The organism is Methylomicrobium agile (genome assembly GCF_000733855.1).
Lineage (GTDB): Bacteria > Pseudomonadota > Gammaproteobacteria > Methylococcales > Methylomonadaceae > Methylomicrobium > Methylomicrobium agile.
Map to the genome: position 1 here is coordinate 915595 of NZ_JPOJ01000001.1, position 25245 is coordinate 940839.

The following is a 25245-nucleotide window of genomic DNA, read 5'->3' on the forward strand; positions in this document are numbered from 1 at the left end:
AAGTTAAAAATTACCTTGAAACCAATTCTTTATTTTCGCCCACCAGCTCGTTCCCTCATTTTCGATGTGCCTTCCGTAACTCTGGTGTTCCTTCCCGTAAATCAACAACCCAATGCCGGTCGAATAAATCGGATTTCTAACCACTTCCGGCAAGCCCATGACGTTTTGCGGAATGCCCATCCTCACCGGCATGTGAAAGATCTCCTCCGCCAGTTCGATCAAGCCAGTAACCTTCGAACTGCCGCCGGTCAACACGATGCCGGCCGCAATCAATTCTTCGTATCCGCTGCGCCGGAGTTCCGACTGCACCAGCATCAGCAATTCTTCGTAACGCGGCTCGATGATTTCCGCGAGGTTTTGCATCGAAATCTTGCGCGGCGCGCGGTCACCGATGCTGGGCACGTCGATCGTGCCTTCCACATTGGCGAGCTGGGTCAAGGCGCAGGCGTATTTGCGCTTGATCTCTTCCGCGTTTACGGTGGGCGTCCTGAGCGCGACGGCGATGTCGTTCGTCACCTGGTCCCCGGCAATCGGTATCACCGCGGTATGCTTGATCGCGCCGTCGACGAATACCGCAATGTCGGTGGTTCCGCCGCCGATATCGATCAGGCAGACGCCCAGCTCCTTTTCGTCCTCGGTCAGCACCGCATTGCACGAAGCCAGCTGTTCGAGCACGATATCGTCGACCTCGAGCCCGCAACGGCGAATACATTTGATGATGTTCTGCTGCGCGCTGACGCTACTGGTGACCATGTGCACTTTCGCTTCCAGGCGGATCCCGGACATCCCGATCGCTTCCTTGATGCCTTCCTGCTGGTCGATCAGGAACTCCTGCGGCAAAATGTGCAGGATTTTCTGGTCGGCAGGAATCGCGACCGCGCGCGCCGAATCGATGACCCGGTCGATGTCGTACTGGGTGACCTCCTTGTCCCGGATCGCGACGATCCCATGCGAATTCAGGCTTTTGATATGACTGCCGGCGATTCCCGCAAACACCGACTTGATCTGGCAGCCGGCCATCAGTTCCGCTTCTTCGATCGCGCGCTGAATCGAATTGACGGTCGACTCCAGGTTTACCACGACGCCTTTTTTCAACCCCCGCGAGGCGGTCTGGCCGACGCCGATCACCTCGATATTGCCTTCGCTGGTGATCTCTCCGACAATGGCAGCGACTTTGGTAGTGCCGATGTCCAGACCCACGATTAAATTACGCTCTGTTTTTTTTGCCATTTTTCCTGTTCTGTGTCGCTTTATTCGTAGTTTTACCACCCGTAGCCCTATCGCCGGCCGGCTTCGGATCAGCCAGTTTGCTCCAGTCGATCTCGGGCGCATCGGGTCGCCACGTCACCGCATAACCGTTCGGATAGCGCAGATCCGCGATCGCGATGGCATCCGCTTGTTCCGGCCCCAGAATCGGCAACGTTCTTAGAAAGCGCTGCAATTTCTTCAACTGATCTTCCCGCCCCAGCAGAATTTCCATCCCGGTCGCCAGCTTGATCCGCCATGCCCCCCGGTCATTGATCGCAAATTCGGTCAATATCAGCGCCTGGTCTTCCAGCGCGGTCGTAACGCCTTTCATGATTTCCAGCACTTTTTGTTCCTGGCGCTGCGGTCCCGATACTTTCGGCAACATCAGAAACTGGTCGACATTGCGCGGCGAAAAAATCCCCCCTTGCCCGGTAATCAGACTGTTTTCGCCCCAGCGCGCAAAAGCGGTTTTCTCGCCGATCCGGATGTCGATCGCATCCGGCCAGACCCGATTGACTTCCACGTTGTCCACCCAGGGCAGTTTCGCGACCGCATCATGCACCGCCTGCATGTCGGCCGCCAAAACCCCCCCTTGCACCAACGGCAACAGGGTATTTTTGATTTCGTCCTTGGTCAGGTACTGGAAAACGCCGCCGGTTCTAACGTATTTGACCGGCGTCATCTGCGAGCCGTAGGCCTTGATGCCGTAACCCAATCGCCAGAACAGGACGCCGATCACTCCCAGCGCGGCGAGGATTTTCCAGCTTGCACTCATTCGTTACCGTAACTGGTCGCCAAAATTCGCCACACCAGTTCGTCAAAATCCATGCCGGCCTGTCGCGCGGCCATCGGCACCAGGCTGTGATCGGTCATGCCCGGCACCGTATTGATCTCGATCAGTTGCGCCTGCCCGGCATGGTCGATAAACACATCGGCCCGCGCCCATCCTTTTACGCCCAGCACTTGGCCGGCGCTGACCGCGAGCGCCTGCAACGCGTTTTCCTCGGCTTCGTTGAGGCCGCAAGGACAATGGTATTGGGTCGTGTTCGCGTGGTATTTGGCATCGTAATCGTAGAACGTGTGCGGCGTTTCCAGGCGAATCACCGGCAGCGCTTCGCCGTTCAGAATACCGACCGTGTATTCCTGTCCTGTTACCCAAGCTTCCGCATAGACATCGCATTGATACGAAGCGGCCAGCCGGTAAGCCGCAATCAACTCTTCACGGTTGCGCGCCTTGCTCATGCCGATGCTGGAGCCCTCCTGCGCCGGCTTTACGATCACCGGGAAACCCAGTTGTTCGATGCAGCAATCGATATCGCTTTCGTCCTTCAGCAAGGTCCAGGGCGGCGTGGGTAAACCGTAGCCGCGCCAGCACAGCTTCGTGCGCAGCTTGTCCATGCTCAGCGCCGACGCCAGCACGCCGCTGCCCGTATAAGGGATCCGCATCGCTTCGAGAATGCCCTGCAGCACGCCGTCCTCGCCGCCGCGGCCGTGAATGATGTTGAAGACCCGGTCGACCGCGACGCCCTGCAAAGCTTCGATCGGACTCCCGGTCACATCGATCGCGACCGCGTCGACGCCCCGGCGTTTCAATGCTTCATAAACTGCCGCGCCGCTTCTCAGTGAAACCGGCCGTTCCGCGGCGGTTCCGCCCATCAACACGGCGACCCGCCCAAATTGTTCCGGATTGTTATGCACTCAATGCCTCACTCGTTTCGCCGACCGTGCAGACCTCGGTCTGCAGGTCGATACCATAATTGTTCTTGACGGTTTGCCGGACATGGGCGATCAGCGCCTCGATATCGGCCGCCCTCGCATGGCCCCGGTTCACGATAAAATTCGCATGTTTTTCGGAAACACAGGCGCCGCCGATCGCATGGCCTTTCAAACCGGACCGCTCGATCAGTCTCGCCGCATGGTCGCCCGGCGGATTTTTGAACACCGAACCGCAACTCGGCTGGCTGGTCGGCTGCGTCTTGCCGCGCCGGTCCAGCAGTTCCCTGATCTTTTGCTGGCTGGCTTCGGTATCGCCCTCGGGTAATCGCAAAAGTGCCGAGATAAACCATTCCTTCCCGGCATCGAATCCCTTCACCGACCGGTAACCGATCCGGAATTCCTCTTTTCCCCGCACGGAAATTTCCCCGTCCGCGGACAGCATCTCGACGCTTTGCACGATCTCCCAGGTTTCGCCGCCGAAGGCCCCCGCATTCATTCTCAACGCGCCGCCCATCGTTCCCGGAATGCCGGCCAAAAACTCGGCGCCGCACAGCCCCCGCTCCCCGCAAAAGCGCGCCACGTGCGCGCACGGCACGCCGGCTTCGACATACACCCTTCCGTCGGCCAGGCGCTCCATTGCCTTCAAGCGGCCCTTGGTATTGATCACGGTGCCCCGGATACCGCCGTCCCGGACCAGCAGGTTACTGCCGAGACCGATCCAGAACACCGGCTCTTCGGGCGGCAAATGCCGGATGAAGTCGATCAGGTCCTGCCGGTCGAAAGGGACGTACATCCGTTCGGCGGGACCGCCCACGCGCCAGCTCGTATGTTTCGCGAGCGGCTCGTTTTCGAGCAGACGGCCTTTCATGCTCTCGATGTCCGGATTCAGCATGCGGCCAAGGCATCCTGCAACATGGCCGGCAGCTGCGTCGCGATCTGGCCGACATTGCCTGCGCCCATCGTCATGATCACATCGTCCGGCTTCACGACACTCGAAAGCACCTCCGGCAATTCTTCCCAGTTCTCGACAAATATCGGATCGACCTTGCCCCGGTTCCGTATCGCCCGGCTCAGCGCCCGGCCGTCCGCGCCGCGAATGGGGGCTTCGCCGGCCGCATACACGTCCAGCAGGACCAGCACGTCGACCGTCGACAGCACATGCACGAAATCTTCGAACAGATCCCGCGTCCGGGTATAGCGGTGCGGCTGGAAGACCAGCACCGAACGGCGTTCCGGCCAAGCCTGACGCAGCGCTTCGAGCGTCGCGGCGATTTCGCGCGGATGGTGTCCGTAATCGTCGACCAGGGTCAGCCTGCCCTCCGGCAATTCGATATCGCCCATCATCTGGAAGCGCCGGCCGACGCCCTTGAACGCGCGCAAGCTGGAGACGATCGCCTGATCGTCCACGCCCAGGCGGGTTGCGATGCCGATGGCGGCCAGCGAATTGAGCATGTTATGCCAGCCGGGCAGATTCAAAGTGACTTCGAGCGGCGGAAAATCCCCGCGCCGAAGTACGGTAAAGGCCGTATGCATACCCTGCTGCATGATGTTCACCGCGCGCACGTCCGCTTCTTCATGCACGCCGTAAGTCGTGACCGGCTTCGAAATCGACGGCAGAATTTCACACACGCCTTCGTCATCCATGCACAACACCGCCATCCCGTAAAACGGCAGGTGGTGCAGGAATTCGATGAAAGTATCCTTCAGCCGCTGATAGCTGCCCTGATAGGTTGCCATATGGTCCTGATCGATATTGGTCACGATCGCCATCATCGGCTGCAAGTACAGGAAAGAGGCATCGCTTTCGTCGGCCTCGGCGACCAGGTAATTGCCCAGTCCCAATTTCGCATTCGTGCCGGCGCTGTTCAAGCGGCCGCCGATCACGAAAGTCGGATCGAGTCCGCCCTCGGCCAGCATGCTCGCGACCAGACTGGTCGTGGTCGTCTTGCCGTGCGTGCCGGCCACCGCGATCCCGAAGCGGAAGCGCATCAGCTCGGCCAGCATCTCCGCGCGCGGAATCACCGGAATCCGCTCCAGATACGCCTGATCGACTTCCTCGTTCGTCCGGTCGACCGCACTCGAAACGACCACGACATCGGCTTCGGCAACATTCTCCCGGCGGTGCCCGAGGGCCACCTCCACTCCCAGGGCGATAAGCCGCTGGGTGACCGAACTTTCCTTGATGTCCGAGCCGGAGACCTCGTAGCCCAGGTTCAACAGAACTTCGGCGATGCCGCTCATGCCGGTGCCGCCGATCCCGACGAAGTGAATCCGCTTGATATTGCAGAGTACCGCCGCCGGCCCATTGATATTCGGTAGGTTCATCGGTCTGCCTCGGCCATACAGTAATCGGCGACGACTTCGGTCGCATCGAGCCTGGCGCACCGTTTTGCCGCCGCCGCCATCGCCGGCAGGCGATCGCGTACATCTGCCATAGCTTCCGCCAAGGATTCCGGCGTCAGATCTTGCTGCAATAAAATGACACCCGCACCGGCATCGGCCAGATAGTGCGCATTCGCGACCTGGTGGTCGTCGATCGCCCAGGGCAGCGGCACTAAGATTGCGGGACACCCGGTTGCGGCCAGTTCGCTGACCGTCATTGCGCCGGCCCGGCAAATCGCCAGATCCGCCCATTCATATGCCTCGGCCATGTCCCGGATAAATGCCTTTGCCTCCGCGTTGACGCCGAACTCCCGGTAGCGCGCCGCCACCTGCTCCTGCATCGCCGAACCGGTTTGGTGAATCACATGAATGCCGCTCAAGCGCGCCATCGCCTCCGGCACAATCTCGTTCAGCCGTTGCGCCCCCTGGCTGCCACCGACGATCAAGATTTTCAAATTCTGTTCAGCGCGGGCCTGCGGCGCTGCAGAGGCCAGCAAAAATTTTTTTCGCAGCGGATTGCCGGTATATACCGCCTGCCGTTTTTTGTCGAAACTGTCCGGGAACGCCTCCAGCACCCGGCTCGCCAGTCGCGCCAGCCAGCGGTTGGTGGTGCCGGGCACCCGGTTCTGCTCGTGAACGATCAGCGGTATTCCCAACATTCTGGCCATCAGCCCGCCGGGGCCGGCCACAAAACCGCCCATCCCCAGCACGACATCCGGTTTTCGCTTTCTGAGTAGGGAGGCCGCCTGCAGGCAGGCCTTCAACAGTTTGAACACCGCAGTCACTTTCGACAGCATGCCCTTGCCCCGAACGCCGGCGACCGACAGCCAGTCGATCGCGATGCCGTGTTCGGGCACCACCCGCGCTTCCAGGCCGTTCCGCGTTCCGAGCCAGCTGACTTCCCAGCCTTTTTCCAATAACGATTCCGCAACCGCGAGGGCCGGGAACACATGACCGCCGGTGCCGCCGGCCATGATGACTATGCGTTTTGCCATTTCGATTTTCCTTTTGGCGTGCTGGCGTGAAGTTCCGCGATCTCGGTATGGACTCGAAACAATAACGCGACCGCCGCACACATCACGATCATACTGCCGCCGCCGTAACTCATCAGCGGTAACGTTAAACCTTTCGTCGGCAGGATGCCCATGTTCACCCCCATGTTCACGAAGGCCTGGAAGCCGAACCATAATCCCAGCCCATAGGCGATAAACGCCGCAAACAACTGCCCCTCTTTTTCGGCCGCGGCCGCAATTTCGAATGTACGCCAAAAGAACAGCGCGAACAGTGCGATCACAGTCACCACGCCGACCAGACCGAGTTCTTCCGCGATCACCGAAAACAGGAAATCGGTATGCGCCTCGGGCAGATAAAAAAGTTTCTGGATGCCGCTGCCCAGGCCGACGCCGAGCCACTCGCCGCGCCCGAACGAAATCAGCGCCTGCACCAGCTGGAAACCAGTGCCGAGCGGATCGGCCCACGGGTCGAGAAAACCGGTGATCCGCTTCATTCGGTAAGGTTCGAAATAGACCAGCAACGCGAACGCCACCACGCCGACGAGACCCAACGGAAACAGAATCGACAGGCGAGCGCCGGCCAGAAACAACATGCCGATCACGATCAGCAGAATGACCACCGCCGAACCGAGATCGGGCTCCATCAGAAGCAATAACGCAACGACGGCGAACAAGCCAAGCGGAGCGACTAGCCCCATCGCCGACGATCGAAGTTTTGCCTGGCGGCGGTTCACGTAGCCGGCCATGTAGATGACCGAGAAAAACTTGACCGCTTCTGAGACCTGGATTCTAAGTCCGGCAATCGTCAACCAGCGGGTACTGCCCTTGACTTTCACGCCCAGCCCCGGAATCAGCACGATCGTCAACAGGATCATCCCGACACCCAAAAGGGCCGGGCCGATTTTTTCCCAACTGGCGACCGGCACTTTCATAATCACCCAGCCCACCCCGAATCCCAGCAGAATGTGCACCAACTGGCGGAGCGGGTAATGCAGCGAAGTTTCGCCCTGTTTGACGCCCAGGTGCAAAGAAGACGACGCCACCATCACAAAGCCGATCAGCAGCAGGCTGGCCGATGCGATCAACAGCACCGAATCGAAATGCCAGCGCTTGACCCGGGTAGATCGGCTCTCCATGTTCAAGCCTTCAGCTCCAGGACGGCTTTGGCGAATACCTCTCCGCGTTCCTGGTAATTTTTGTATTGATCGAGACTCGCACAGGCCGGCGACAACAGTACGGTATCGCCCCGCCGGGCCTGGCCGGCGGCAAGCCGCACCGCTTCGCGCATGTGCTCTGCGCGCAGGACCGGCACACAGCCGTCCAGCGCCTGTTCGATCAGATCCGCATCCTTGCCCATCAGCACGATGCTTTTGACTTTTTCCTGCACGGCCGGAAGCAACTCGCGCATGTCGGCGCCTTTCGCATCGCCGCCTGCCAGCAGGATCACCTTGCGCTCATAGCCCTGCAGCGCCGCGACACAGGCACCGATATTGGTCGCCTTCGAATCGTTGATCCAGGTCACTTCGTCGATTTTCGCGACTTTCTGCATCCGGTGCGGCAGCCCTCTGAAACGTCTGAGCGCATCGCACATCGCTTCGGGGTTCAGCCCGACGGCAGTCCCCAACGCGAGTGCGGCCAGGGCATTGGCGGCATTATGGCGGCCTTCCAGCGGCAATTCGGACAGCGCCATCAGTTTCTTGCCGCCGTAGACCAGGCATTCGACGCCTTTGATTTTTGCGAGGGCGAAATCGGCGGCTTCCTTAATCGAATACGCATAAGTCCGCCGACCTTTGCGCCGCATCGCATTGACCCGCGGATCATCGGCGTTGATCACCATGACCCCGTTACCGTCGAATATACGCTGTTTCACCGCCGCATACTCTTCCACATCACGGTGCCGGTCCAGGTGATCGGCCGAAATATTCAGCACGGTCGCAACGGCCGCATTCAGAACGGTCGTTCTTTCCAGCTGGAAGCTGGACAGTTCCAGCACGAACAAATCCGCCGGCGTGTCGAGCAGCTCCAGCGCCGCCGTGCCCAAATTGCCGCCGACGCCGACCAGTTTGCCCGAAGTCTTGGCCATCTCGCCGAGCATCGTGGTAACCGTGCTCTTGCCGTTCGAACCGGTGATCGCGACAATCGGCGCGTTGGTCGAGCAGGCGAACAGATCGATGTCGCTCACGAGCACCGACCCGTTCGCGATCGCCTGGGCGATTGCCGGTTCGGTCAGCGCCACGCCGGGGCTGACCACCAGATGCGTCGCAACCTGGAAAGCTTCTTCGCTGAATTTGCCGGTAAAGACCGGCACATCCGGCAGCTGCCCGGTAAATTCTTTCAATGACGGCGGATTGTCCCGGCTATCGACCGCGGCAAAATTGAAACCCAGCTTCGACAAATATTTCGCGACCGCCAAGCCGGTCACGCCCAGACCGACAACCAGCACCTTGGCGCGCCGGGGATCCAGCGCGAAACGGGAAATCAGCTTTTTTATCATGGCAGCGTTTTCCATGTTTCACCTCGCTATTTACATGCTTCAACGCAGCTTCAGGGTCGCAAGACCGATCAGCACCAGAACCACCGTAATGATCCAGAAACGCACGATCACGCGCGGTTCGGGCCAGCCTTTCAATTCGAAGTGATGATGAATCGGCGCCATTCTGAACACTCGCTTGCCGGTCATCTTGAACGAGGCCACCTGAATGATCACCGACAGGGTTTCCATCACGAAAACGCCGCCCATGATCACCAGAACGACTTCCTGGCGCACCAGTACCGCCAGAAGGCCGAGCGCCGCGCCGAGCGCGAGCGCGCCGACATCGCCCATGAACACCATCGCAGGGTAAGTATTGAACCAGAGAAAGCCGAGCCCGGCCCCGATCAGCGCCGAACAGAATACGATCAGTTCGCCGGAATGAGGCAAAAACGGAATCGCCAGATAATTGGCAAATTCGTTATGCCCGGAGAGGTAGGCGAAAATGCCCAGTCCCCCGGCCACCATCACGGTCGGCATGATCGCCAGGCCGTCCAGCCCGTCGGTCAGATTCACCGCATTGCTGCTGCCGACGATCACGAAATAGGCCAGCACGACATACAGCCAGCCCATGTTAAACACGACATCCTTGAAAAACGGCACGAAAAACTGGGTTTCGGCAGGTAAAGCCGCGGTTTTGTATAAAAACACGGCGGCAACGAGACCGATCACCGATTGCCAGAAATATTTGGCTTTGGCGGACAGGCCGTCGCTGTTCCGCCTAATCACTTTCCGGTAATCATCGATAAATCCGATAATCCCGTAACCGAGCGTGACCAATAGGATCGTCCAGACATAATGGTTTTTGAGATCGGCCCACAACAGCGTGCTAACCGCGACCGCCACCAGAATCATCGTGCCGCCCATCGTCGGCGTGCCTTTTTTTTCGTAATGCGACTGGGGACCCAGTTCGCGAATGCTTTGGCCGATATTCTTGTGGGTCAGCTTCCGGATCATCGCCGGCCCGAACAGCAAAGAAATGGCCAGAGAGGTCAAGACTCCCAAAATCGCCCGGAAAGTCAGGTAATGAAAGACCCGAAAGGCACTATCAAACGACATTAAAAAATCTGCAAAATACAGTAGCATTCTTGGTTTTTTACGCTCTAAAATTTTCGACCAGCGCCGCCGCGACATTTTCCATCCGGCGCGTTCTCGATCCCTTGATCAGGACCGTTTCGTCTCCCGTCAATTCGCTCTCCAGCGCCGCAATCAGCGACTCCTGAGTCTCATAAAAAGAGGCTCCTTTGCCGAAGGCTTCGACCGCTGCCCTGGCATCGGAGCCCGTGGCCAACAGGCGCACCACGCCGCTCGACTTGATCAGCGCGCCCATGTCCCGGTGCATGTTCAGGCTTTCGGGCCCCAGCTCGGCAAACGCGCCCAGCACCAGCCAGGACTTTTTCCCAATACCGGCCAGCACATCAAGCCCGGCCTTCAGCGAGCCGGTATTCGCGTTATAGGTATCGTCGATCACGATATTGCCTTTGCGGCCGACCCAAGGCTGAAGCCTGCCGGTAACCGGCTTGACCGACTGCAGGCCCTGCGCGATCTGTTCCGGATTCAGCCCGAGCGCCAGTCCAGCTGCCGCGGCAGCCAGCGCATTCAGCACATTGTGCTTGCCGGCCAATTGCAAGCGGCAGCGGATTCGGCCGGCCGGCGAGGATAATGTAAAACCGGTCGCGAATCGATCGCCGATAATTTCGGTTTCAATGTCCGAAGCGGTCACCTCGCTGCCGTCGCTCAAACCGAAAGACAGGATTCGGCGGGAGCTTGCCACGGATTGCCAATAACCGAAAAACGCATCGTCCCGGTTGATGATCGCCACCCCGTCCGGCTTCAGCGCCGCGAGCAGCTCGCCTTTCGCCCGGGCCACGCCTTCGACGCTGCCGAAGCCTTCGATATGCGCAGGTCCCGCATTCGTGATGATCGCCACGTCAGGTCTGGCATAGGCCGCGGTATAGGCGATCTCGCCCGGATGGTTGGCCCCCATCTCGACCACTGCGTAACGATGCCGTTCGGCAAGACGCAGGAGCGTCAACGGTACGCCGATGTCATTGTTCAAATTGCCCTTCGTATGGAGCACCTCGCCGCCGGTACCGAGCACCGCCGCGACCATTTCTTTTACGGTGGTCTTGCCGTTGCTGCCGGTTACGCCGACGACCTTGGCGTTGGCCCGACTGCGCCAGACGCCTCCCAGCTCGGCCAGGGCCAAACGGGTATCCGCGACCTCGATCGTCGGAATATCCGCCTTGACGCCTTGGCGCACGATAGCGGCTACCGCTCCGCTCTGCGCCGCCCGAGCGACGAATTCGTTGCCGTCGAAGCGTTCGCCCGCGATCGCGATATACAGATCGCCCGGCTGCAGAGTGCGGGTATCGATGCTGGCCGAGCCGAAGGCCCGATCGTCACCCGTCAATTCGCCATTCAGCCGCTGTGCGCATTCACTCAACCGCATGTTCACCGTTTACTCTCATTTCCAATGCTCTTTGCACCGTTTCGGCATCGCTGAACGGATAGCGCCTGCCGGCTATTTCCTGATAATCTTCATGCCCTTTGCCGGCAATGATCACCCAATCGTTTGCGTCCGCCTCGCAAATGGCGTTTTCAATCGCCTGTTTTCTGTCTCTGACCACCCGTACCCGTTCCTTTCGGCAGCCGGCCAGAATGTCGTTCACGATGTCACGGCCGTCTTCGTCGCGCGGATTGTCGTCGGTCACGATCACATGATCGGCCCAGCGCGAAGCGATAGCGCCCATCTCGGCACGCTTGCCCTTGTCCCGGTTGCCGCCACAGCCGAACACGACCCACAAATTATCCCGGCAATGCTCCCGGGCGCTGGACAACACCTTGTCGAGTGCGTCGGAGGTATGCGCGTAATCGACGAACACCCGCGGCTGACGATGACCGCCGAACCGCTCCATGCGTCCCTGAACCGGAACCAGCCTTTGCAGATTCCTGGCTGCCTGCCCGACCGGCTCGCCGGCCGCCAACATTGCCGCCATGACGCTCAGACAATTGTCGATATTGAAATCCCCGATCAGCGAGGTACGCACGGCCACCCGCTGCGTCCGCCAGCACACATCGAACGCGATGCCGTCCGGCTCATGACGCACATTGACGGCCTGCAGGCTTTCGCCTTTTGCGGTCGACTTTCCCCGGCGGCTATGTCCCCACACCTCGACGCCGGCCGGCACTGCCGCCAGCATTTGTCCGCTGTAGCCATCATCGAGATTCACCACCGCAAACGTCAGGCCCGGCTGTTTGAGCAGGGACAATTTCGCCTCGGCATACGCTTCCATCGTGCCGTGATAATCCAGGTGGTCGCGGCTGATATTGGTGAATACCGCGCCCAGGAAGCGCACACCATTGACCCGTCCCTGTTCGAGGCCGTGCGAGGAAACTTCCATCGCCACGGATTTTTTGCCTCGTTTAAGCAGTTCCGCCAGCATTCGCTGCACCGCAAGCGCATCGGGCGTGGTGTTCAGCGTAGCGTTCAGATTTCCCCATTCGCCCCAGCCCAAGGTCCCTATCACGCCGCAGTCGGGCAACAGTTGGCTCAAAAACTGGGAGCAGGAAGTCTTGCCGTTGGTGCCGGTAATGCCGATCACCTCCATTTTCCGGGACGGGTCGCCATAAAAGCGCGCGGCCAACTCACCCAGCTTCCGGCCCAAATTCTCGACCGCCATCAGCGGCGTCCCCTTCAGCTCTGCCGCCAGCTCGGAACCTCCGCCCGCCGGATCGTACAGAACGACCGCCGCGCCGCGTTCGAGCGCCTGTGGCGCATATTTCAGCCCGTGCCGATTCGCGCCCGATAAAGCGATAAACGCTTCGCCCGGCGCAAGCGTCCGGCTATCCAGGGATAAGCCGGCGATATCGCTGTCCGGCACAGCTCCGATCGGACCGGCGAATAACTCAGTCAGTCTCATGGCCGTCTGCCGGGGCGTCTTTTCGGGATAATACGATTGGCATCGTGTCTTCCATGTCGGGCGCGACATCGAGCACGCGCAACGCGCCGCTCATGACCCGGGAAAACACCGGCGCCGAGACCAGTCCGCCGTAATATTTGCCGGCCGAAGGTTCGTCGATCATGACCGTGATGATCAGTTTCGGATCGCTGGCGGGGGCAATCCCCGCGAACACCGCGAAATATTTACCTCCGGCATAACCGTGCCGGCCGTCGGATTTTTTGACCGTCCCGGTCTTGCCCGCGACCGTGTAGCCGTCGACCCTCGCCTCGTAAGCCGTGCCGTCTTTCATGATCACGCTTTCCATCATCTTACGCACGCTTTTGACGGTTTTGGCCGAAAACACGCGTACCGAACTCGGGTCTTCATCCCGTTTCAACAGGCTCACCGTATGCAAAACGCCGTCGTCGGCCAGCGCGGTATAGGCTCTCGCCAGCTGCACGACCGAAGCGCTGAGGCCATAGCCGAACGACAGCGTCGCCCTGTCGAAATCCTTCATCTTCGAATAATGCAGGAGCCGTCCGGACGCCTCGCCCGGAAAACCGGCCTTCGCCGAAGATCCGAAACCGAGCTGGCTGTAAATGCCCCACAAATATTTTGGCGGCATTTTCAACGCCATCTGCGAAACCGCGACATTGCTGGATTTCTTGATCACATGGGTCAGATCCATCGTACCGTAGTTATGCACGTCCCTGACCGTATGCCTGCCCACCTGCAAGGTGCCATGAGTCACGAACAACTCGTTCGGCCGCACATAGCCGCCGTCCAGGGCGGCAGCCACCACGAACGGCTTTACGGTCGAACCGGGCTCGAAAATCTCGGTCATCGCCCGGTTTCGGTAAAGGCTTTCCTTCAAGTCTTCACGCGCATTCGGATTGAAAGGCGGCAGACTGACCGCCGCCAAAATCTCGCCGTTTTTTGCATCGAGCACCACAAGCGAGGCCGACTTGGCGTTATTTTCAGCCACCGCGCGCTGCAACTCTTTATATGCGATGTATTGAATGCGCTGGTCGATGCTCAGCTCAAGATCGCGGCCCGGCGCCGGATCGCTGATGTTTTCGACATCCTCGATGATATGCTGCTTGCCGTCGCGAATCACCCGCTTACGTCCCGGCACACCTTTCAGGATGTCTTCGTAGCCTTTTTCGATGCCCTCCTGGCCCGCATCGTTCAGATCGGTAAAACCGACGACATGGGCGGAAACCGCGCCGGTCGGGTAAAACCGTTTGAACTCGCGCTCGAAATTGACGCCGACAATCTTTAAATTCTTCACCCGTTCGGCCAACGGCGGCTCGATCCGGCGAGTCACATAAGCAAATTGCCGCTTGGGATTGTCGTTCAGCAAGCCGGCGACTCTGCCGGCCGGCAAATCGAGCAGGCGTTCCATCTCGCGGATCGCCTCGCGGGTTTTGTGGCGGTAGTCTTCAAGCAGAATCGCGATTTCTTCCGGACTTTTTTTGCGTTTCTTCAGATCGTCCTCGAAATCCTGCTCGGCCTGATGATGGTCCTTCGCATTGACCCAGACCGACTGCATCGGCGTGCTGACCGCCAAAGGTTCGCCGTTTCTGTCCCGGATCATCCCTCGGTAGGCCGGCACGACGACATCGGTCACATAGGTTTTACTGCCTTGCTGCTGGAGAAAATGCCTGTCGAATACTTGCAGATCGATCGCACGCACGACCAACGCGGCCATGCACAGCATCACCGCCAGCACGAGCAAATTCCGCCTTCGTCCGCAATCGACCGGTGCTTCCCCCGATTTGGCCCTGCCGCGAAAATCTCTCATGGTTTCAGATAAATAATCTTGTCACGCTCGGGCATGATCAATTTCAGCTGTTCGCGCGCGCTCAGTTCGATCTTGCTCTGGTCGGCCTGCGTCGTCAATTCCAGTTGCAACTGTCCCCACTCGACGTCGTATTGGTCCAGAATTTTTTCCTGCTTCTGGATTTCGATAAAAACCTGACGCGAATGGTATTTGCTGTAGATCGCGGCCAATGCGGACGCGAGCAGCAGCGCGAACAACGCGCCCATTGCCAAATTTTTGAATGCCGCCACGTGCTAAATTCTCTCTGCCGTTCGTAAAACCGCGCTGCGCGCGCGCGGATTCCGCTCAATCTCTTGCTTGCCGGCCTTGATCGAAGAGCCGATTTTTTTCAATAGGCCTTTTTCGATCTCGCTCTCCCTGATCGGCAATTTGCCGGGATCGTGCTTGCTTCCCGACTCGCTGCGAATAAACCGCTTTACAATCCGGTCTTCCAGCGAATGAAACGAAATTACGGCCAGACGGCCACCCGGTTTCAAAACCTCTACAGCCTGTTGCAGAGCCTTTTGTAATTCGTCCAGTTCGTGATTGATTTCGATCCGTATCGCCTGGAACGTGCGTGTTGCAGGGTGCTTGTGCTTCTCCGTAGCCGGTGCCGCCTCGGCGATCAATTCGGCCAGATGCCGGGTCGTTCCGATCGGCCCGACAGTCCGGCGGGTCACGATGGCTTTCGCAATACGGCGCGCATAACGCTCTTCGCCGTATTCAAATAACACCCGGACCAATTCTTTTTCGGAAACCGACGCCAGCCAATCCGCTGCCGAAAGCCCCGCTGCACTGTTCATCCGCATGTCCAGCGGACCATTCTTCATAAAGCTGAAGCCTCGCTCCGGATCGTCCAGTTGGGGGGAAGAAACGCCAAGATCGAGCAAGATGCCGTCGATCCGTCCGTTCAAGCCTTCGCGCCCGACGATCTCGGCCAGCTCCGAAAAACAACCGTGAAACAACTGGAAACGATTATCCCGCAGCAGGTGCTGCGCGGCTTCGGACTTTATCGCGTCCGGGTCCCGGTCGATCGCCAGCAAACGTCCATCCGTATCCAGGCGCTGCAATATCGCCCGGCTGTGCCCGCCGCGCCCGAACGTACAATCCAGATATATCCCCTGACGCTTGATTGCCAATTGCTCAAGCGCCTCTTCCAGCATGACCGGTAAGTGCGACACCGCTATTCTCTATTAAAACGACAACGTACCGAGCTCTTCCAGTCCGTCGTTATCTTCGCCGGCCAGCCACTCCGCTTCTTTCGCCGTCCAGGCGTCTTCGTTCCAGATCTCGAATTTGTTCAACTGTCCGACGAGAACGATTTTTTTTTCCATATTGGCGAAACGTCTGAGTTTTTCCGGCAACAACAACCGGCCCTGTGCATCCATTTCACATTCCGAAGCGTTACCGATCAGAAAGCGGCGCAATTTGCCGGCCATTTTGTTCAGGGTCGGTAATTTACTGATGGTTTGTTCGAGTTTTCCCCATTCGGGCAGCGGATAAAGCCAAAGGCAACCGGCTTCGCCGACGCATAACTCGTTGACCGCAACGGTGACGACCAACTGACGCTCGCAACAATCCTGCAGTTCATCCCGGTAGCGAGTCGGAATCGCCAGACGGCCTTTGTCGTCAAGATTGAGCGAACTGATGCCCCGAAACAAAAACTCCCTCCGAAACTAGAAAAAACCAAAATTTTCCACTTTTTCCCACTAAGGCTCCACTATAAGATTCTAGCGAACCAGAGTCAAGAGCCTTCATAACAAATTTCTTTCTTTTTTGACAATGACTTACGCTTGCCGAATTCGTCGGGTAAAAGCCCCAAGCACCTCTTTACAAAAAATTTATTGTATCAGGCATTTATCTGGCAATAATGAGAAACTACTTTAAAAATACACAAAGCTCGCGCCTTGCCAGGAGAAGAATCCGAGGAGGAAAAAAGAAACGCCGAGGTAAAAACGATAAAGCGGAAAGATAAATTTTTGACGTTTGGATCGACGGATCACAAACGGTAAATAAAAGAAGATTGAAAGAGCCGGCCTGTAAGCCGGGTTCTGTCTTGAACAGCCATTCATCTAGGTTGCAAGTTACCCTGCAACTCAAGCAATCTACCCAGAAACCGCGCGGGCCGCGCGTTTGTTTCTCTATTTGATCTTGCTCCGGGCGGGGTTTTCCCTGCCGCCTCTGTTACCAGAGACGCGGTGCGCTCTTACCGCACCTTTTCACCCTTACCCAGCCTCTAAATTCCTTGAAAACTCCACTTGCGGAATTAACAAAAATTTAGGGGCTGGGCGGTATATTTTCTGTGGCACTTTCCGTAGACTCGCGCCTCCCAGGCGTTACCTGGCGCCCTGCCCTGTGGAGCCCGGACTTTCCTCCATTTTATCGTTACGATAAAACAGCGACTGTTCGGCCGACTCTTTCAATCCGCATAGTCTATCATAATTTCGCCGAGCGCCGAACGGAAATTGCCCGCTTACTCATCATGCCCTTCCCCATGCCGAAGCCTCAGCGCCGCCTGATAGAGTGTTTTCTTGCGAGCCCCGGTAATCTCGACTGCCAGTGCGACAGCGGTTTTGATCGGGCATTCTTTCAGTAAACTCCCAAGCACTCTTTCCTGCTCGGACGTCAGTTCCACCGGTTGATCCGATTTCGGCGCACCTTCGACGAGGATCACGAACTCCCCTTTCTGCATGTTCCGATCGGATTCGACCAGCGCCGCCGCTTCGGACAGCGTCGTTTTGACGATCGTTTCGTGCAATTTGGTCAGCTCCCGGGCGATGACGAGCCGGCGCTCCGGCGGCAATACCTCTTTCATATCCTGCAAGGATGCCAGCACCCGATGGCAGGACTCGTAAAAAATCCAGGTGTCCGGTGAATCGGCTTTTGCCTTGAAAAAAGACTTTCTTTCCGATGACGTCCTCGGCGCGAAACCTTCGAAAGAAAACCGGGAGGTGGGCAATCCGGCCGCGGACAAAGCCGCAATCAACGCACAGGCGCCCGGCAGCGGCGACACCTCGATCCCGGCGTCCCGGGTCGCCTGCACCAACGGCATACCGGGATCGCTGACCAGCGGCGTCCCGGCATCGGAAACCAGCGCAATCGACAGACCCGCCCGAAGTTTTTCGAGCAGATCGGCCGCGGCGCGCTCTTCATTATGCTGATGCAGCGAGACGACTTTCCGGTTGATGCCGTAATGCTGCAGCAAGGCTTTGATATGCCGCGTATCCTCGGCGGCAATCAGATCGACCTGCTTGAGCGTTTCCACCGCCCGGTAACTGATATCGCCGAGGTTCCCTATCGGGGTCGCCACCACATACAATTTGCCGCATTCGCTCATTATCCGTCCGCCTCAAAAAGCGTTCGCAAGACAGTTACGAAAAACTATGCCAAAATCCTCCGGCCATCGAGCAAGCACTTGTTAACCGCCAAAGCGGGCGATTATAACCCGGCCAACCGTCAGCAATCTTTTTTCTCTATGAAGAGCGATCCATTCAACCTGCTAAACCTGCTAGCCAAACTCCCAGCAAAGGCGCCTCACCTTTTGCGCGGCGATGCGGCGGAAGAAAAAGCCCGGCAATTTCTGATCGGCAAAGGGCTGACGCCGGTATCCCGGAATTTTCGCTGCAAGCAGGGCGAACTCGACCTGATCATGCGGGACGGGAAAATTTTGGTGATCGTAGAAGTCAGATTCCGCAAATCCGGCCGTTACGGAAGCGCCGCGGAAAGCATTACCCGCACCAAGCAATCGCGTATAATAGCCGCAACCCGGGTTTATTTAATCCGGCAAAAACTTGATTGCCCGGTCCGCTTCGATGTGGTGGCGATCACGGGAAACGGCGGCATCGACTGGATACCCCATGCTTTTTCAGCGTAAAACTAACGGACATGAGTTTACAAGAACGCGTCATCGATCATTTCACGAACAGCATCCAGACCCAACAGGAAGCCGTGGTCAATCTGTCCGAACTGATCGGCTTCGCTTCACAGCGCCTCGTTCATGCCCTGCTCAACGACAAGAAAATCATCGCCTGCGGCAACGGCGGCTCGGCAAACAACGCGCAGTTGCTGGTCGCGTCGCTGATCAATCGCTATGAGCGCGACCGCCCCTCGCTGCCCGCGATTGCGCTGGGCACCGGCATGACCATGCTAACCGCGATCGCGAACGACATGCAATACGACGATATTTTCGCGAAACCGCTCCGGGCGCTCGGACAGAGCGGAGACATTCTGGTTGTGTATACGATCGGCGGGCATTCCGCAAACATATTGAAAGCGGTCAACAGCGCCCACGACAAAAACATTTCGGTAATCGCGTTGACCGGACAGGAAGGCGGCAGCATCGCCCCGTTATTGCATGAAAACGATCTGGAACTCCGCGTACCGTCAAATTCGGCCGCCCACGTCCTGGAAACGCACCTGATGATTACGCACTGCTTGTGCGACCTGATCGACTACCAGATCTTCGGCGGCTGATTCGGCCGGATTACCGGGTTCCGAACACCACGATCGTCTTTCCGTGGGCAGTGATCAATTTTTTTCCTCCAGCTCCTTCAGAACGCGTCCGGCCATTTCCCGGGAACAGCCGACCAGCCGACCGATCTCCTGGCGGGTGATATGCAACTGCATCCCGTCCGGATGGGTGAGCGCATCGGGTTGCTTGCTCAAATCGAGCAGCGTTCTGGCGATGCGGCCTTCCACATCCATGAAAGCTAAATCACAGAACCTGCGGCTGGTCATCAACAACCGCGACGCCAATTGATCGCCGAGCATATAGAGCAAATCGGACGCATAGGCCAGCAATTCCTTTTTCAATGCCTGCCTGAAACGGTCGTAACCGATCTCGGCCAATTCGCAGGGACTGCGCGTTTTTACGCTCACCTTGCGTACTTCCATTCCTTTGAACACCCCGACCTCGCCGATGAATTCATTCTTATTTAGATAGGCTAGAATAATCTCCTGATTTCCCTCCTCGTCTTCGGCAAAAATACTGACCGAACCTTCGATGATGAAATAGAGCCGGTCGCCGACATCGCCAGGCCTGATCACGGTCGCTTTGGCCGGATATTTTTTTCTATGGCATAAATGCAGGAATGCGTTCAGGGCTTCCTGATTGGTTGCTGGCGTGTTTTTTAACATAATGCTTCCCACGAAATGCTCCCCACGAATGATCCTAACCAGAAGTATTTTTGGCTGCATCGAGTTTAGCAAAAAAACCGCATCGCCTCGGATAGAGCCTTTATATTTTTAATTTTATTTTACAGCGACTTAGGACGCAGTAACGACTGTTCCGCATTCTGCCGAAGCCCGGTAAAACCGCTAATTCTTTCCGGACAGACACGCAACCGCGGCTGCCGGCGCACAATCGGCCGCGGACATCCCGTTTTCGTTTGATGATGCCGGGAATAAAGCCGAGAAATCGAGATAAGGCTTTCCCATCGACTCGGCCAACTGCCTCACCAGAAAACGCCCGATGCCCGCACCGACGAAAGGGCCGGAACCGGAAAGAGCGCTTCGCGCTAACTGCCTTTCGCAGCCCTGCCGGATTCTTGATAATTGTTTCTCGCGCAGATGGTGGGCCAGCCTTTGCCACCGAGGCAATTCGGCAAGATCGAAATCGCAGCCGATCATCCGCGACAAACGCCTGGCGCTGGCGAGTACCGACTTCTCCGCACCGTCCGCCGTATCCGACTGATCGTGCACTTCGTCCAGCTCGCCGGTCAGCCGGTACACATCGGCCGCCGTCGCAAAATATTCGGCCATCAGACCCACCTCTCTGCCCTGGTCCTCTACGCTTTCGGCGAACGCCATCACCGCGGTTCTGACAATGCCGGTATAGACCAGTTCTTGCGTCGCCAAACGCTCATAATCGCTATAGCCTTCCGCAGCTACCCGCCCGCGATCGAGCAGCAGAATATCGGTAGTAGTGCTGCCGATGTCGACCAACAGGCCGCTGCCGACTTTTCGCGCCGCATAGCTTGCGCTGGCCAGCCAGTTGGCGGAGGCTATCGCTGCATAATGGTTATGATTGACCTTTGAAGCATCCAGAAAACCCAGCCTGCCGGCATAAACCAGAAGCTCGCCCTCTGGCAATAGCTCGACCATGGTAGCGAGGATCGTTTTGACCCCGTCGTCGCGGCCTGCAAACAAATCAACCAATTCGCCGGTCATCGTGATTGCGTGGCGATAAGAAACCGTGGGCAATTCACTTAGAATCGCCTCGACCGCGGAACGGAGTTTGTCCATTCCCTGCCATAACGGGCACGGCTTTTGAAAAACCGCGGTCAATTCGCCGCGACCGTTCATTGCGGCAGCCTTGACATGCGCCCCGCCGATATCCCAGCCGATCATTTCATTCGTCATCTGTTTTCTGGTTAATTTGAACGGTTACCGTTTTATCCGCTCTGCGCCGGATCACAGGATCGCCCTGCAATAACTGCAACACCAGTGCGGCAACGTTGACACCCAAAGCCTCGTTCAAGCCCGCGAAAGAAGAGGTCAGCCGCGGATTGACTTCCAGGACCCGCACTTGTTCGGCCGTTTCGATCAGGTCGATGCCGGCATAACCCCACAGTCCGGGCATCGCTTTGGCCAGGCGGCCGACCAGCTCCCGATAGGGGCCCGGATCTTCTCTGTAATTGACCTGAATGGCGGCCAACCGGTACTGATCGTCCACCATATCGAACTCCTGCCGATTGACCGACAGCAGCCAGGCCCGCCCGCTCTTGAACAAGCAGGACAGGCTGGTCTTCTCGCCGTACAGATGAGGCTGAATAATGTAGCTTCCTGTTCCTCGCAAGCGCTCGACGGTCCGCGCGAACGTCCCGGCATCGCGGATCAGGCAACTGCCGCCGCCCGCTCCGTCGACCGGCTTGATAATCGATTCTCCCTGAAAAGCGGAAACCTCTTCCAACCGGCGGGTGTGGACGGTCTGAATTTGCCGGTACCGCAAACACCGATAAGTCTCGTATTTATCCCCCGCCAGCCGCACGGCCTCGGAGCCGGACCCCAGGAGGGTCCTGCCGAGTCTTTCAACCGTGCCAGACAGCGAGAACAAGATCCCTTCGAACTCCGGCGCAATCGGCCAGACCGCATCCTGCCGCTCAACCAACTGCTCGAAGCGGATAAAACAGTCGTCTTGGCGGCCAATCAAGACCGTCCGGACATTTGGCGGTACCCTGCCGCCCGACAGGCGCGCATCCAGCATGACGGTAATCTCCAAATCCGGAATTTCGCCCAGACCTTCGAGCAAAGCCTTCAGCATCAACAGGCCTTCGCGCGCCAGCGAATCGGGCAGTTCTTCCCGATTACAACCGCCGCCGCTGATGTATTCGAATACCAGAATCTTCATGTCCTTACCTCCACCGACATCCTTGTATCAGCCCGCAGCATCGAAGGAGATCCCGATGTCCAAAACGGAATATTGTATCATTGCCGCCATATACCTTATTCGGATGGAGCCTTTGAATTCATGCAAGTCATTCCGGTCATCGACCTGAAAGGCGGAGTCGCCGTTCACGCCAAACAAGGCAGGCGCGACGCCTACCTGCCGATCCATACCGCACTGTGCCCTTCGGCGGACATTTTCGACGTGGCCGAAGCTTATCTGGAGTTATACGATTTCCGGACTTTTTATATTGCCGACCTGGATGCACTGGAGGGAAAAGGCAGCCATGAGGCATTGATCCATGCCGCAGCCGAACGCTTCCCGAACCGAAATTTCTGGCTCGATCGCGGCTTGCCCCTTTCAGCCCCGGCTTCGCGGCGGCCGTCAAATCTCAAAACGGTGCTGGGAAGCGAATCGTTTCGGACCGAGACACTAAGCCTGCTGGACACCTACGCAAAAGATTTCGTTTTATCGCTGGATTTCAGAGGCATGCGGCTGGGTGCGGAGAGCCTGTTTACAAACCCCGAGTATTGGCCGAACGATATCATTATCATGACGCTGGAGCGGGTCGGCAGCGACTCCGGCCCCGACATCGAGAAACTGGCCGCCTTCCGCAAGGCTTATCCCGGTAAAAATTTCATCGCCGCAGGCGGCATCAGAAACCGGGAAGATTTGGCAGCCCTGCAAAAAATCGGCATACAACAAGCCCTAGTGGCGAGTGCACTGCATTCAGGCGCCATCGGACGCGCCGACCTTGCCGCCTTATAGGCAAAAAAATACCCCAACGAGTGGGGTATTTTTATCAGGCTTATCTAAGCTTGAATGCCGATCAACCGGCAGCGAACGGGTGCTTCGCAGTCGCTTTGCCGGCAACCACTTCAGCCGCAGTCGGAGAGCCTGCAACCGCACGCGCGATCGCTTCCTTGGTGGCTTTATAGTTGTATTCCTGGATTTTCGCGTCGTCTTCAGCCGCCCAGTGAATGAAAACACCGACGCTGATGAACAGATCGTCAGCTTCATCGGCAGGAATGGTGCCGTCTTCAACGCTGTCGGCAACCGCCATTGCTACGCCGCGTTGCGCTGGGCCAAACATTTGCACGGCTTGTTTTGCGCCTTTGATCGTAACCTTGTTGAACAAAATTGTTGCCGGTTTAACCATCAGGTTGGGAGCCACAACGGCCAGCAAAGTGGAGAAACCGTCCTTGTTGTTTGTCAAGGCGATTGCAAATGCGCTTTCAGCAGCTGAGCCTCTTGGACCAATGATCAGGTCGATGTGCGCAACTTCGTTGCCTTCGCCCACTAAAGATTCACCCACTAACAATTTATTGATTTTAGCCATGCTTGTTTTCCCCTGTGAAGAAAAATAAAAATTAGACAAATATAATCACCGCGGTCGGCCGACGTTTGCGATTGACACGGCTAGGCCTAGCGGAATCAAGCGCTTGATATATCTTCCAACCATACGGTAAATAAAGTTGCTACGGTCAGATCAGCCGTCGTGCCGGGATTGATGCCCTGCGACTTGAATTCCTGATCTATCTGATAGAGCAACGGTAATGTTTGCTCGGGATTTTCCGCTTGCTGCAGAGCGTCCTCGAGCGCAGCCATCCTGGCGACAACCATCCCGGTGTATTGATTACCATATTTCCTTTCAATGTGACTATCGGGAAACCGGCGCAGCAATCCAACATAAACAGCCAGAGCAGCCCAATTACGACCAATCCTTCCACGTATAACATTGTAGTATACTTTTGTGGAGAAATCGAATATATCTTGATACCCTGAACTATATTGAAAAGCTATACGATCCCTCGAAGCCGCCAATTTCATCGCTTCGAGCAGATCCACCGTCGCTTTTTGGTGCACATCCTGCTCGCCGGCACTGCCGAGACCGCCCGGCGCAGCCAGCGTGATCGCCCTGAAAACCCAGTCGGCGTCTTCGATCGTCGTGGAAGCCAACACCTGCTCCAAAGCCTGCCTTAAAGTGACGTGATCGGGTTTATCGGCCGCCGCCCGTACCAGCGGCGCGCACAGCAGCACGATGCCCAGATTGGTGTTGCAGCCGACCGCCTCCCGCGTGGCTTTTACCGCATAATAGATTTTTTCGCCGAGCGAATAGGCGGGATTGCACAACGGCCCGGAACTCGCCTCGGCGCTGCGCCTGAAATCGGCCACCGTCATGTCGTGACCGTCCGCATAAACGCTGACGTTGCCCGGCTTGAACGCCTGCAGCTCGATTTCGCAGGCTTCGCGGTACAGGGCTTCGAGCCGGTCGGGAGCGATCACCGGATTTCAATCGCCGGCCGAACGCAACTCAACCCCAAGTAGCGGCCTAGCAAGTCTTCGACCAGCAAGGCCGCGACATTGACATCACAGACGCTTTCCAGCCCTTTCCAGGCCGGCACGCTGTTCACTTCGATCACGGTATAGCGGCCGCCCCGGTCGAGCATGATGTCGACCCCCGCATAATCCATGTCGAGCGCCAGAGTCGCCCGGACCGCCAGCTCGGCCAGCTCGGCGCTTGCCTCGATCCATTCGCACTCCGCGCCCTGCGCGACATTATTCAGCCACGACTTGCCGCGCCGCCGCATTGCCGCGACCGCCCGGCCGTTAATCACAAACACGCGATGATCGTGATACCCCTCGCCGGCGGCATGCACGAACCGCTGCAGGTAGTAGACGCCGCGGCTCGGCGTCAGCCAGAACAGGTCGGTCATTTTTTCGATCCGGCGGATGCCTTCGCCCTGCGAACCGAACAGCGGCTTGCTGATCAATAAATGACCGTTTCGCAGTTCGTTCTCGGCGATCCGCCGCGCTTCCTCCGGATCGCGCAATACCCAGGTCGGCGGCGTCGGCAGGCCGGCGCGCTGCAGCAGAAAACTGGTCATGCCCTTGTCGACGCTGCGCTCGATCGCCCGGCCGTCGTTATAGACCGGAACGCCGAGGAGCTTCAACGCATGCAAAACATCCAGATACAGCACCACTTCTTCGAGCGAACCGCCCGGCACCCCGCGCACGAAGGCCGCCTCCGGAAGCGCGTGCTCGAACCCGGGAATCCAGAGCGGCAATTGCCCGGGCGCCGGCGTCAATCGGCATTCGGCCAGCGAGACGTATTCCGCGCGATAGCCATATTCGGCAAACGCTTGCGTCAACCGCCTGCCGTGCCAGCCCGGATCATCGGTAAAAATCGCAATGCGGCGCACGAA

24 protein-coding genes, 1 other RNA gene and 1 pseudogene are annotated in these 25245 nt (G+C 57.8%); 3 read left to right on the plus strand and 23 right to left on the minus strand.

Features of this window, described 5'->3' with window-relative positions:
* Positions 1-3 precede the first annotated feature (3 nt).
* From ftsA to rsmI, 17 genes are all read right to left on the minus strand, one after another.
* Entirely contained in the window at positions 4-1230 is a 1227-nt protein-coding gene (gene ftsA / locus CC94_RS0104430; protein ID WP_005374290.1) for a cell division protein FtsA, read from the minus strand.
* Positions 1208-2023 (minus strand): cell division protein FtsQ/DivIB, encoded by an 816-nt coding sequence (locus tag CC94_RS0104435; protein ID WP_031429935.1) that lies wholly within the window; start codon positions 2021-2023, stop codon positions 1208-1210. The genes ftsA and CC94_RS0104435 overlap by 23 nt, the downstream gene beginning before the upstream one ends.
* The gene (locus CC94_RS0104440) at positions 2020-2946 is read right to left on the minus strand and encodes a D-alanine--D-alanine ligase (RefSeq protein ID WP_005374300.1); all 927 of its coding nucleotides are present in this window, start codon (positions 2944-2946) and stop codon (positions 2020-2022) included. The genes CC94_RS0104435 and CC94_RS0104440 overlap by 4 nt, the downstream gene beginning before the upstream one ends.
* The gene (gene murB / locus CC94_RS0104445) at positions 2939-3856 is read right to left on the minus strand and encodes a UDP-N-acetylmuramate dehydrogenase (RefSeq protein ID WP_031429937.1); all 918 of its coding nucleotides are present in this window, start codon (positions 3854-3856) and stop codon (positions 2939-2941) included. The genes CC94_RS0104440 and murB overlap by 8 nt, the downstream gene beginning before the upstream one ends.
* On the minus strand, positions 3850-5289 hold the full coding sequence (murC, locus tag CC94_RS0104450; RefSeq protein ID WP_031429938.1) for a UDP-N-acetylmuramate--L-alanine ligase: 1440 nt from the start codon (positions 5287-5289) through the stop codon (positions 3850-3852). Before murC ends, murB begins: the two co-directional genes overlap by 7 nt.
* Entirely contained in the window at positions 5286-6341 is a 1056-nt protein-coding gene (gene murG / locus CC94_RS0104455) for an undecaprenyldiphospho-muramoylpentapeptide beta-N-acetylglucosaminyltransferase (RefSeq protein ID WP_031429940.1), read from the minus strand. The genes murC and murG overlap by 4 nt, the downstream gene beginning before the upstream one ends.
* Positions 6326-7501, minus strand: coding sequence for a putative lipid II flippase FtsW (gene ftsW / locus CC94_RS0104460; RefSeq protein WP_036303722.1), 1176 nt, complete (start codon positions 7499-7501; stop codon positions 6326-6328). Before ftsW ends, murG begins: the two co-directional genes overlap by 16 nt.
* Complete coding sequence (gene murD / locus CC94_RS0104465; RefSeq protein WP_031429943.1) at positions 7498-8868, minus strand: UDP-N-acetylmuramoyl-L-alanine--D-glutamate ligase; 1371 nt, start codon at positions 8866-8868, stop codon at positions 7498-7500. The genes ftsW and murD overlap by 4 nt, the downstream gene beginning before the upstream one ends.
* 24 nt (positions 8869-8892) lie before the next feature.
* The gene (mraY, locus tag CC94_RS0104470; protein ID WP_031429945.1) at positions 8893-9975 is read right to left on the minus strand and encodes a phospho-N-acetylmuramoyl-pentapeptide-transferase; all 1083 of its coding nucleotides are present in this window, start codon (positions 9973-9975) and stop codon (positions 8893-8895) included.
* Between the two features lie 10 nt (positions 9976-9985).
* Complete coding sequence (locus tag CC94_RS0104475) at positions 9986-11341, minus strand: UDP-N-acetylmuramoyl-tripeptide--D-alanyl-D-alanine ligase (protein WP_036303724.1); 1356 nt, start codon at positions 11339-11341, stop codon at positions 9986-9988.
* The gene (locus tag CC94_RS0104480) at positions 11328-12812 is read right to left on the minus strand and encodes a UDP-N-acetylmuramoyl-L-alanyl-D-glutamate--2,6-diaminopimelate ligase (protein WP_031429949.1); all 1485 of its coding nucleotides are present in this window, start codon (positions 12810-12812) and stop codon (positions 11328-11330) included. The genes CC94_RS0104475 and CC94_RS0104480 overlap by 14 nt, the downstream gene beginning before the upstream one ends.
* The gene (locus CC94_RS0104485; protein WP_031429951.1) at positions 12799-14637 is read right to left on the minus strand and encodes a peptidoglycan D,D-transpeptidase FtsI family protein; all 1839 of its coding nucleotides are present in this window, start codon (positions 14635-14637) and stop codon (positions 12799-12801) included. Before CC94_RS0104485 ends, CC94_RS0104480 begins: the two co-directional genes overlap by 14 nt.
* Positions 14634-14882 carry a cell division protein FtsL gene (ftsL, locus tag CC94_RS0104490; protein ID WP_005374317.1) on the minus strand — a complete coding sequence of 83 codons (249 nt, stop codon included), beginning with the start codon at positions 14880-14882 and terminating at the stop codon, positions 14634-14636. Before ftsL ends, CC94_RS0104485 begins: the two co-directional genes overlap by 4 nt.
* A gap of 27 nt (positions 14883-14909) precedes the next feature.
* Entirely contained in the window at positions 14910-15836 is a 927-nt protein-coding gene (gene rsmH, locus CC94_RS0104495; RefSeq protein WP_084675293.1) for a 16S rRNA (cytosine(1402)-N(4))-methyltransferase RsmH, read from the minus strand.
* A 12-nt stretch (positions 15837-15848) separates the two neighbouring features.
* Positions 15849-16316 (minus strand): division/cell wall cluster transcriptional repressor MraZ, encoded by a 468-nt coding sequence (gene mraZ / locus CC94_RS0104500; RefSeq protein ID WP_031429954.1) that lies wholly within the window; start codon positions 16314-16316, stop codon positions 15849-15851.
* A 363-nt stretch (positions 16317-16679) separates the two neighbouring features.
* Positions 16680-17073, minus strand: an RNA gene (gene rnpB / locus CC94_RS22645) — RNase P RNA component class A.
* Between the two features lie 55 nt (positions 17074-17128).
* On the minus strand, positions 17129-17992 hold the full coding sequence (gene rsmI / locus CC94_RS0104505) for a 16S rRNA (cytidine(1402)-2'-O)-methyltransferase (protein WP_036303727.1): 864 nt from the start codon (positions 17990-17992) through the stop codon (positions 17129-17131).
* A 138-nt stretch (positions 17993-18130) separates the two neighbouring features.
* On the opposite strand from rsmI, the gene CC94_RS0104510 reads away from it, so the two are divergent.
* Together CC94_RS0104510 and CC94_RS0104515 are read left to right on the plus strand one after the other, a co-directional pair.
* Positions 18131-18529 (plus strand): YraN family protein, encoded by a 399-nt coding sequence (locus CC94_RS0104510; RefSeq protein WP_051911562.1) that lies wholly within the window; start codon positions 18131-18133, stop codon positions 18527-18529.
* Between the two features lie 11 nt (positions 18530-18540).
* Positions 18541-19128, plus strand: coding sequence for a D-sedoheptulose-7-phosphate isomerase (locus CC94_RS0104515; protein WP_031429957.1), 588 nt, complete (start codon positions 18541-18543; stop codon positions 19126-19128).
* A 10-nt stretch (positions 19129-19138) separates the two neighbouring features.
* On the opposite strand, the pseudogene crp reads toward CC94_RS0104515, so the two are convergent.
* The 3 genes and pseudogenes from crp to CC94_RS0104530 all read right to left on the minus strand — a co-directional run bounded on the left by crp (position 19139) and on the right by CC94_RS0104530 (position 22003).
* Positions 19139-19791: pseudogene (gene crp, locus CC94_RS21235) on the minus strand (cAMP-activated global transcriptional regulator CRP).
* Positions 19792-19971: 180 nt separating this feature from the next.
* Positions 19972-21015, minus strand: a complete 1044-nt coding sequence (locus tag CC94_RS0104525; RefSeq protein WP_031429958.1) for a hydantoinase/oxoprolinase family protein — start codon at positions 21013-21015, stop codon at positions 19972-19974.
* Positions 21005-22003, minus strand: a complete 999-nt coding sequence (locus CC94_RS0104530; RefSeq protein WP_031429959.1) for an ATP-grasp domain-containing protein — start codon at positions 22001-22003, stop codon at positions 21005-21007. Before CC94_RS0104530 ends, CC94_RS0104525 begins: the two co-directional genes overlap by 11 nt.
* A gap of 120 nt (positions 22004-22123) precedes the next feature.
* Between CC94_RS0104530 and CC94_RS0104535 the strand changes: the two genes are divergently transcribed.
* Positions 22124-22807 carry a HisA/HisF-related TIM barrel protein gene (locus CC94_RS0104535; protein WP_005374333.1) on the plus strand — a complete coding sequence of 228 codons (684 nt, stop codon included), beginning with the start codon at positions 22124-22126 and terminating at the stop codon, positions 22805-22807.
* Between the two features lie 61 nt (positions 22808-22868).
* Here CC94_RS0104535 and fae read toward each other — a convergent pair whose 3' ends face one another.
* The 3 genes from fae to CC94_RS0104550 all read right to left on the minus strand — a co-directional run bounded on the left by fae (position 22869) and on the right by CC94_RS0104550 (position 25242).
* Positions 22869-23378 carry a formaldehyde-activating enzyme gene (gene fae, locus CC94_RS0104540; RefSeq protein ID WP_005374334.1) on the minus strand — a complete coding sequence of 170 codons (510 nt, stop codon included), beginning with the start codon at positions 23376-23378 and terminating at the stop codon, positions 22869-22871.
* A 95-nt stretch (positions 23379-23473) separates the two neighbouring features.
* Positions 23474-24325 carry a triphosphoribosyl-dephospho-CoA synthase gene (locus tag CC94_RS0104545; RefSeq protein WP_031429961.1) on the minus strand — a complete coding sequence of 284 codons (852 nt, stop codon included), beginning with the start codon at positions 24323-24325 and terminating at the stop codon, positions 23474-23476.
* A complete protein-coding gene (locus CC94_RS0104550) occupies positions 24322-25242 on the minus strand; it encodes an ATP-grasp domain-containing protein (RefSeq protein ID WP_031429963.1) in 921 nt (306 codons plus the stop codon). Before CC94_RS0104550 ends, CC94_RS0104545 begins: the two co-directional genes overlap by 4 nt.
* Between the last annotated feature and the right edge of the window lie 3 nt (positions 25243-25245).

Excerpts from the sequence above, each read along its gene's own strand:
- ftsA (WP_005374290.1), bottom strand. The coding sequence starts at position 1,230 with ATGGCAAAAAAAACAGAGCGTAATTTAATCGTGGGTCTGGACATCGGC.
- CC94_RS0104435 (WP_031429935.1), bottom strand. The coding sequence starts at position 2,023 with ATGAGTGCAAGCTGGAAAATCCTCGCCGCGCTGGGAGTGATCGGCGTC.
- murB (WP_031429937.1), bottom strand. The coding sequence starts at position 3,856 with ATGCTGAATCCGGACATCGAGAGCATGAAAGGCCGTCTGCTCGAAAAC.
- murC (WP_031429938.1), bottom strand. The coding sequence starts at position 5,289 with ATGAACCTACCGAATATCAATGGGCCGGCGGCGGTACTCTGCAATATC.
- murG (WP_031429940.1), bottom strand. The coding sequence starts at position 6,341 with ATGGCAAAACGCATAGTCATCATGGCCGGCGGCACCGGCGGTCATGTG.
- murD (WP_031429943.1), bottom strand. The coding sequence starts at position 8,868 with ATGGAAAACGCTGCCATGATAAAAAAGCTGATTTCCCGTTTCGCGCTG.
- mraY (WP_031429945.1), bottom strand. The coding sequence starts at position 9,975 with ATGCTACTGTATTTTGCAGATTTTTTAATGTCGTTTGATAGTGCCTTT.
- CC94_RS0104475 (WP_036303724.1), bottom strand. The coding sequence starts at position 11,341 with ATGCGGTTGAGTGAATGCGCACAGCGGCTGAATGGCGAATTGACGGGT.
- CC94_RS0104480 (WP_031429949.1), bottom strand. The coding sequence starts at position 12,812 with ATGAGACTGACTGAGTTATTCGCCGGTCCGATCGGAGCTGTGCCGGAC.
- CC94_RS0104485 (WP_031429951.1), bottom strand. The coding sequence starts at position 14,637 with ATGAGAGATTTTCGCGGCAGGGCCAAATCGGGGGAAGCACCGGTCGAT.
- ftsL (WP_005374317.1), bottom strand. The coding sequence starts at position 14,882 with ATGGGCGCGTTGTTCGCGCTGCTGCTCGCGTCCGCATTGGCCGCGATC.
- rsmI (WP_036303727.1), bottom strand. The coding sequence starts at position 17,992 with ATGAGCGAATGCGGCAAATTGTATGTGGTGGCGACCCCGATAGGGAAC.
- CC94_RS0104510 (WP_051911562.1), top strand. The coding sequence starts at position 18,131 with ATGAAGAGCGATCCATTCAACCTGCTAAACCTGCTAGCCAAACTCCCA.
- CC94_RS0104515 (WP_031429957.1), top strand. The coding sequence starts at position 18,541 with ATGAGTTTACAAGAACGCGTCATCGATCATTTCACGAACAGCATCCAG.
- CC94_RS0104525 (WP_031429958.1), bottom strand. The coding sequence starts at position 21,015 with ATGACGAATGAAATGATCGGCTGGGATATCGGCGGGGCGCATGTCAAG.
- CC94_RS0104530 (WP_031429959.1), bottom strand. The coding sequence starts at position 22,003 with ATGAAGATTCTGGTATTCGAATACATCAGCGGCGGCGGTTGTAATCGG.
- CC94_RS0104535 (WP_005374333.1), top strand. The coding sequence starts at position 22,124 with ATGCAAGTCATTCCGGTCATCGACCTGAAAGGCGGAGTCGCCGTTCAC.
- fae (WP_005374334.1), bottom strand. The coding sequence starts at position 23,378 with ATGGCTAAAATCAATAAATTGTTAGTGGGTGAATCTTTAGTGGGCGAA.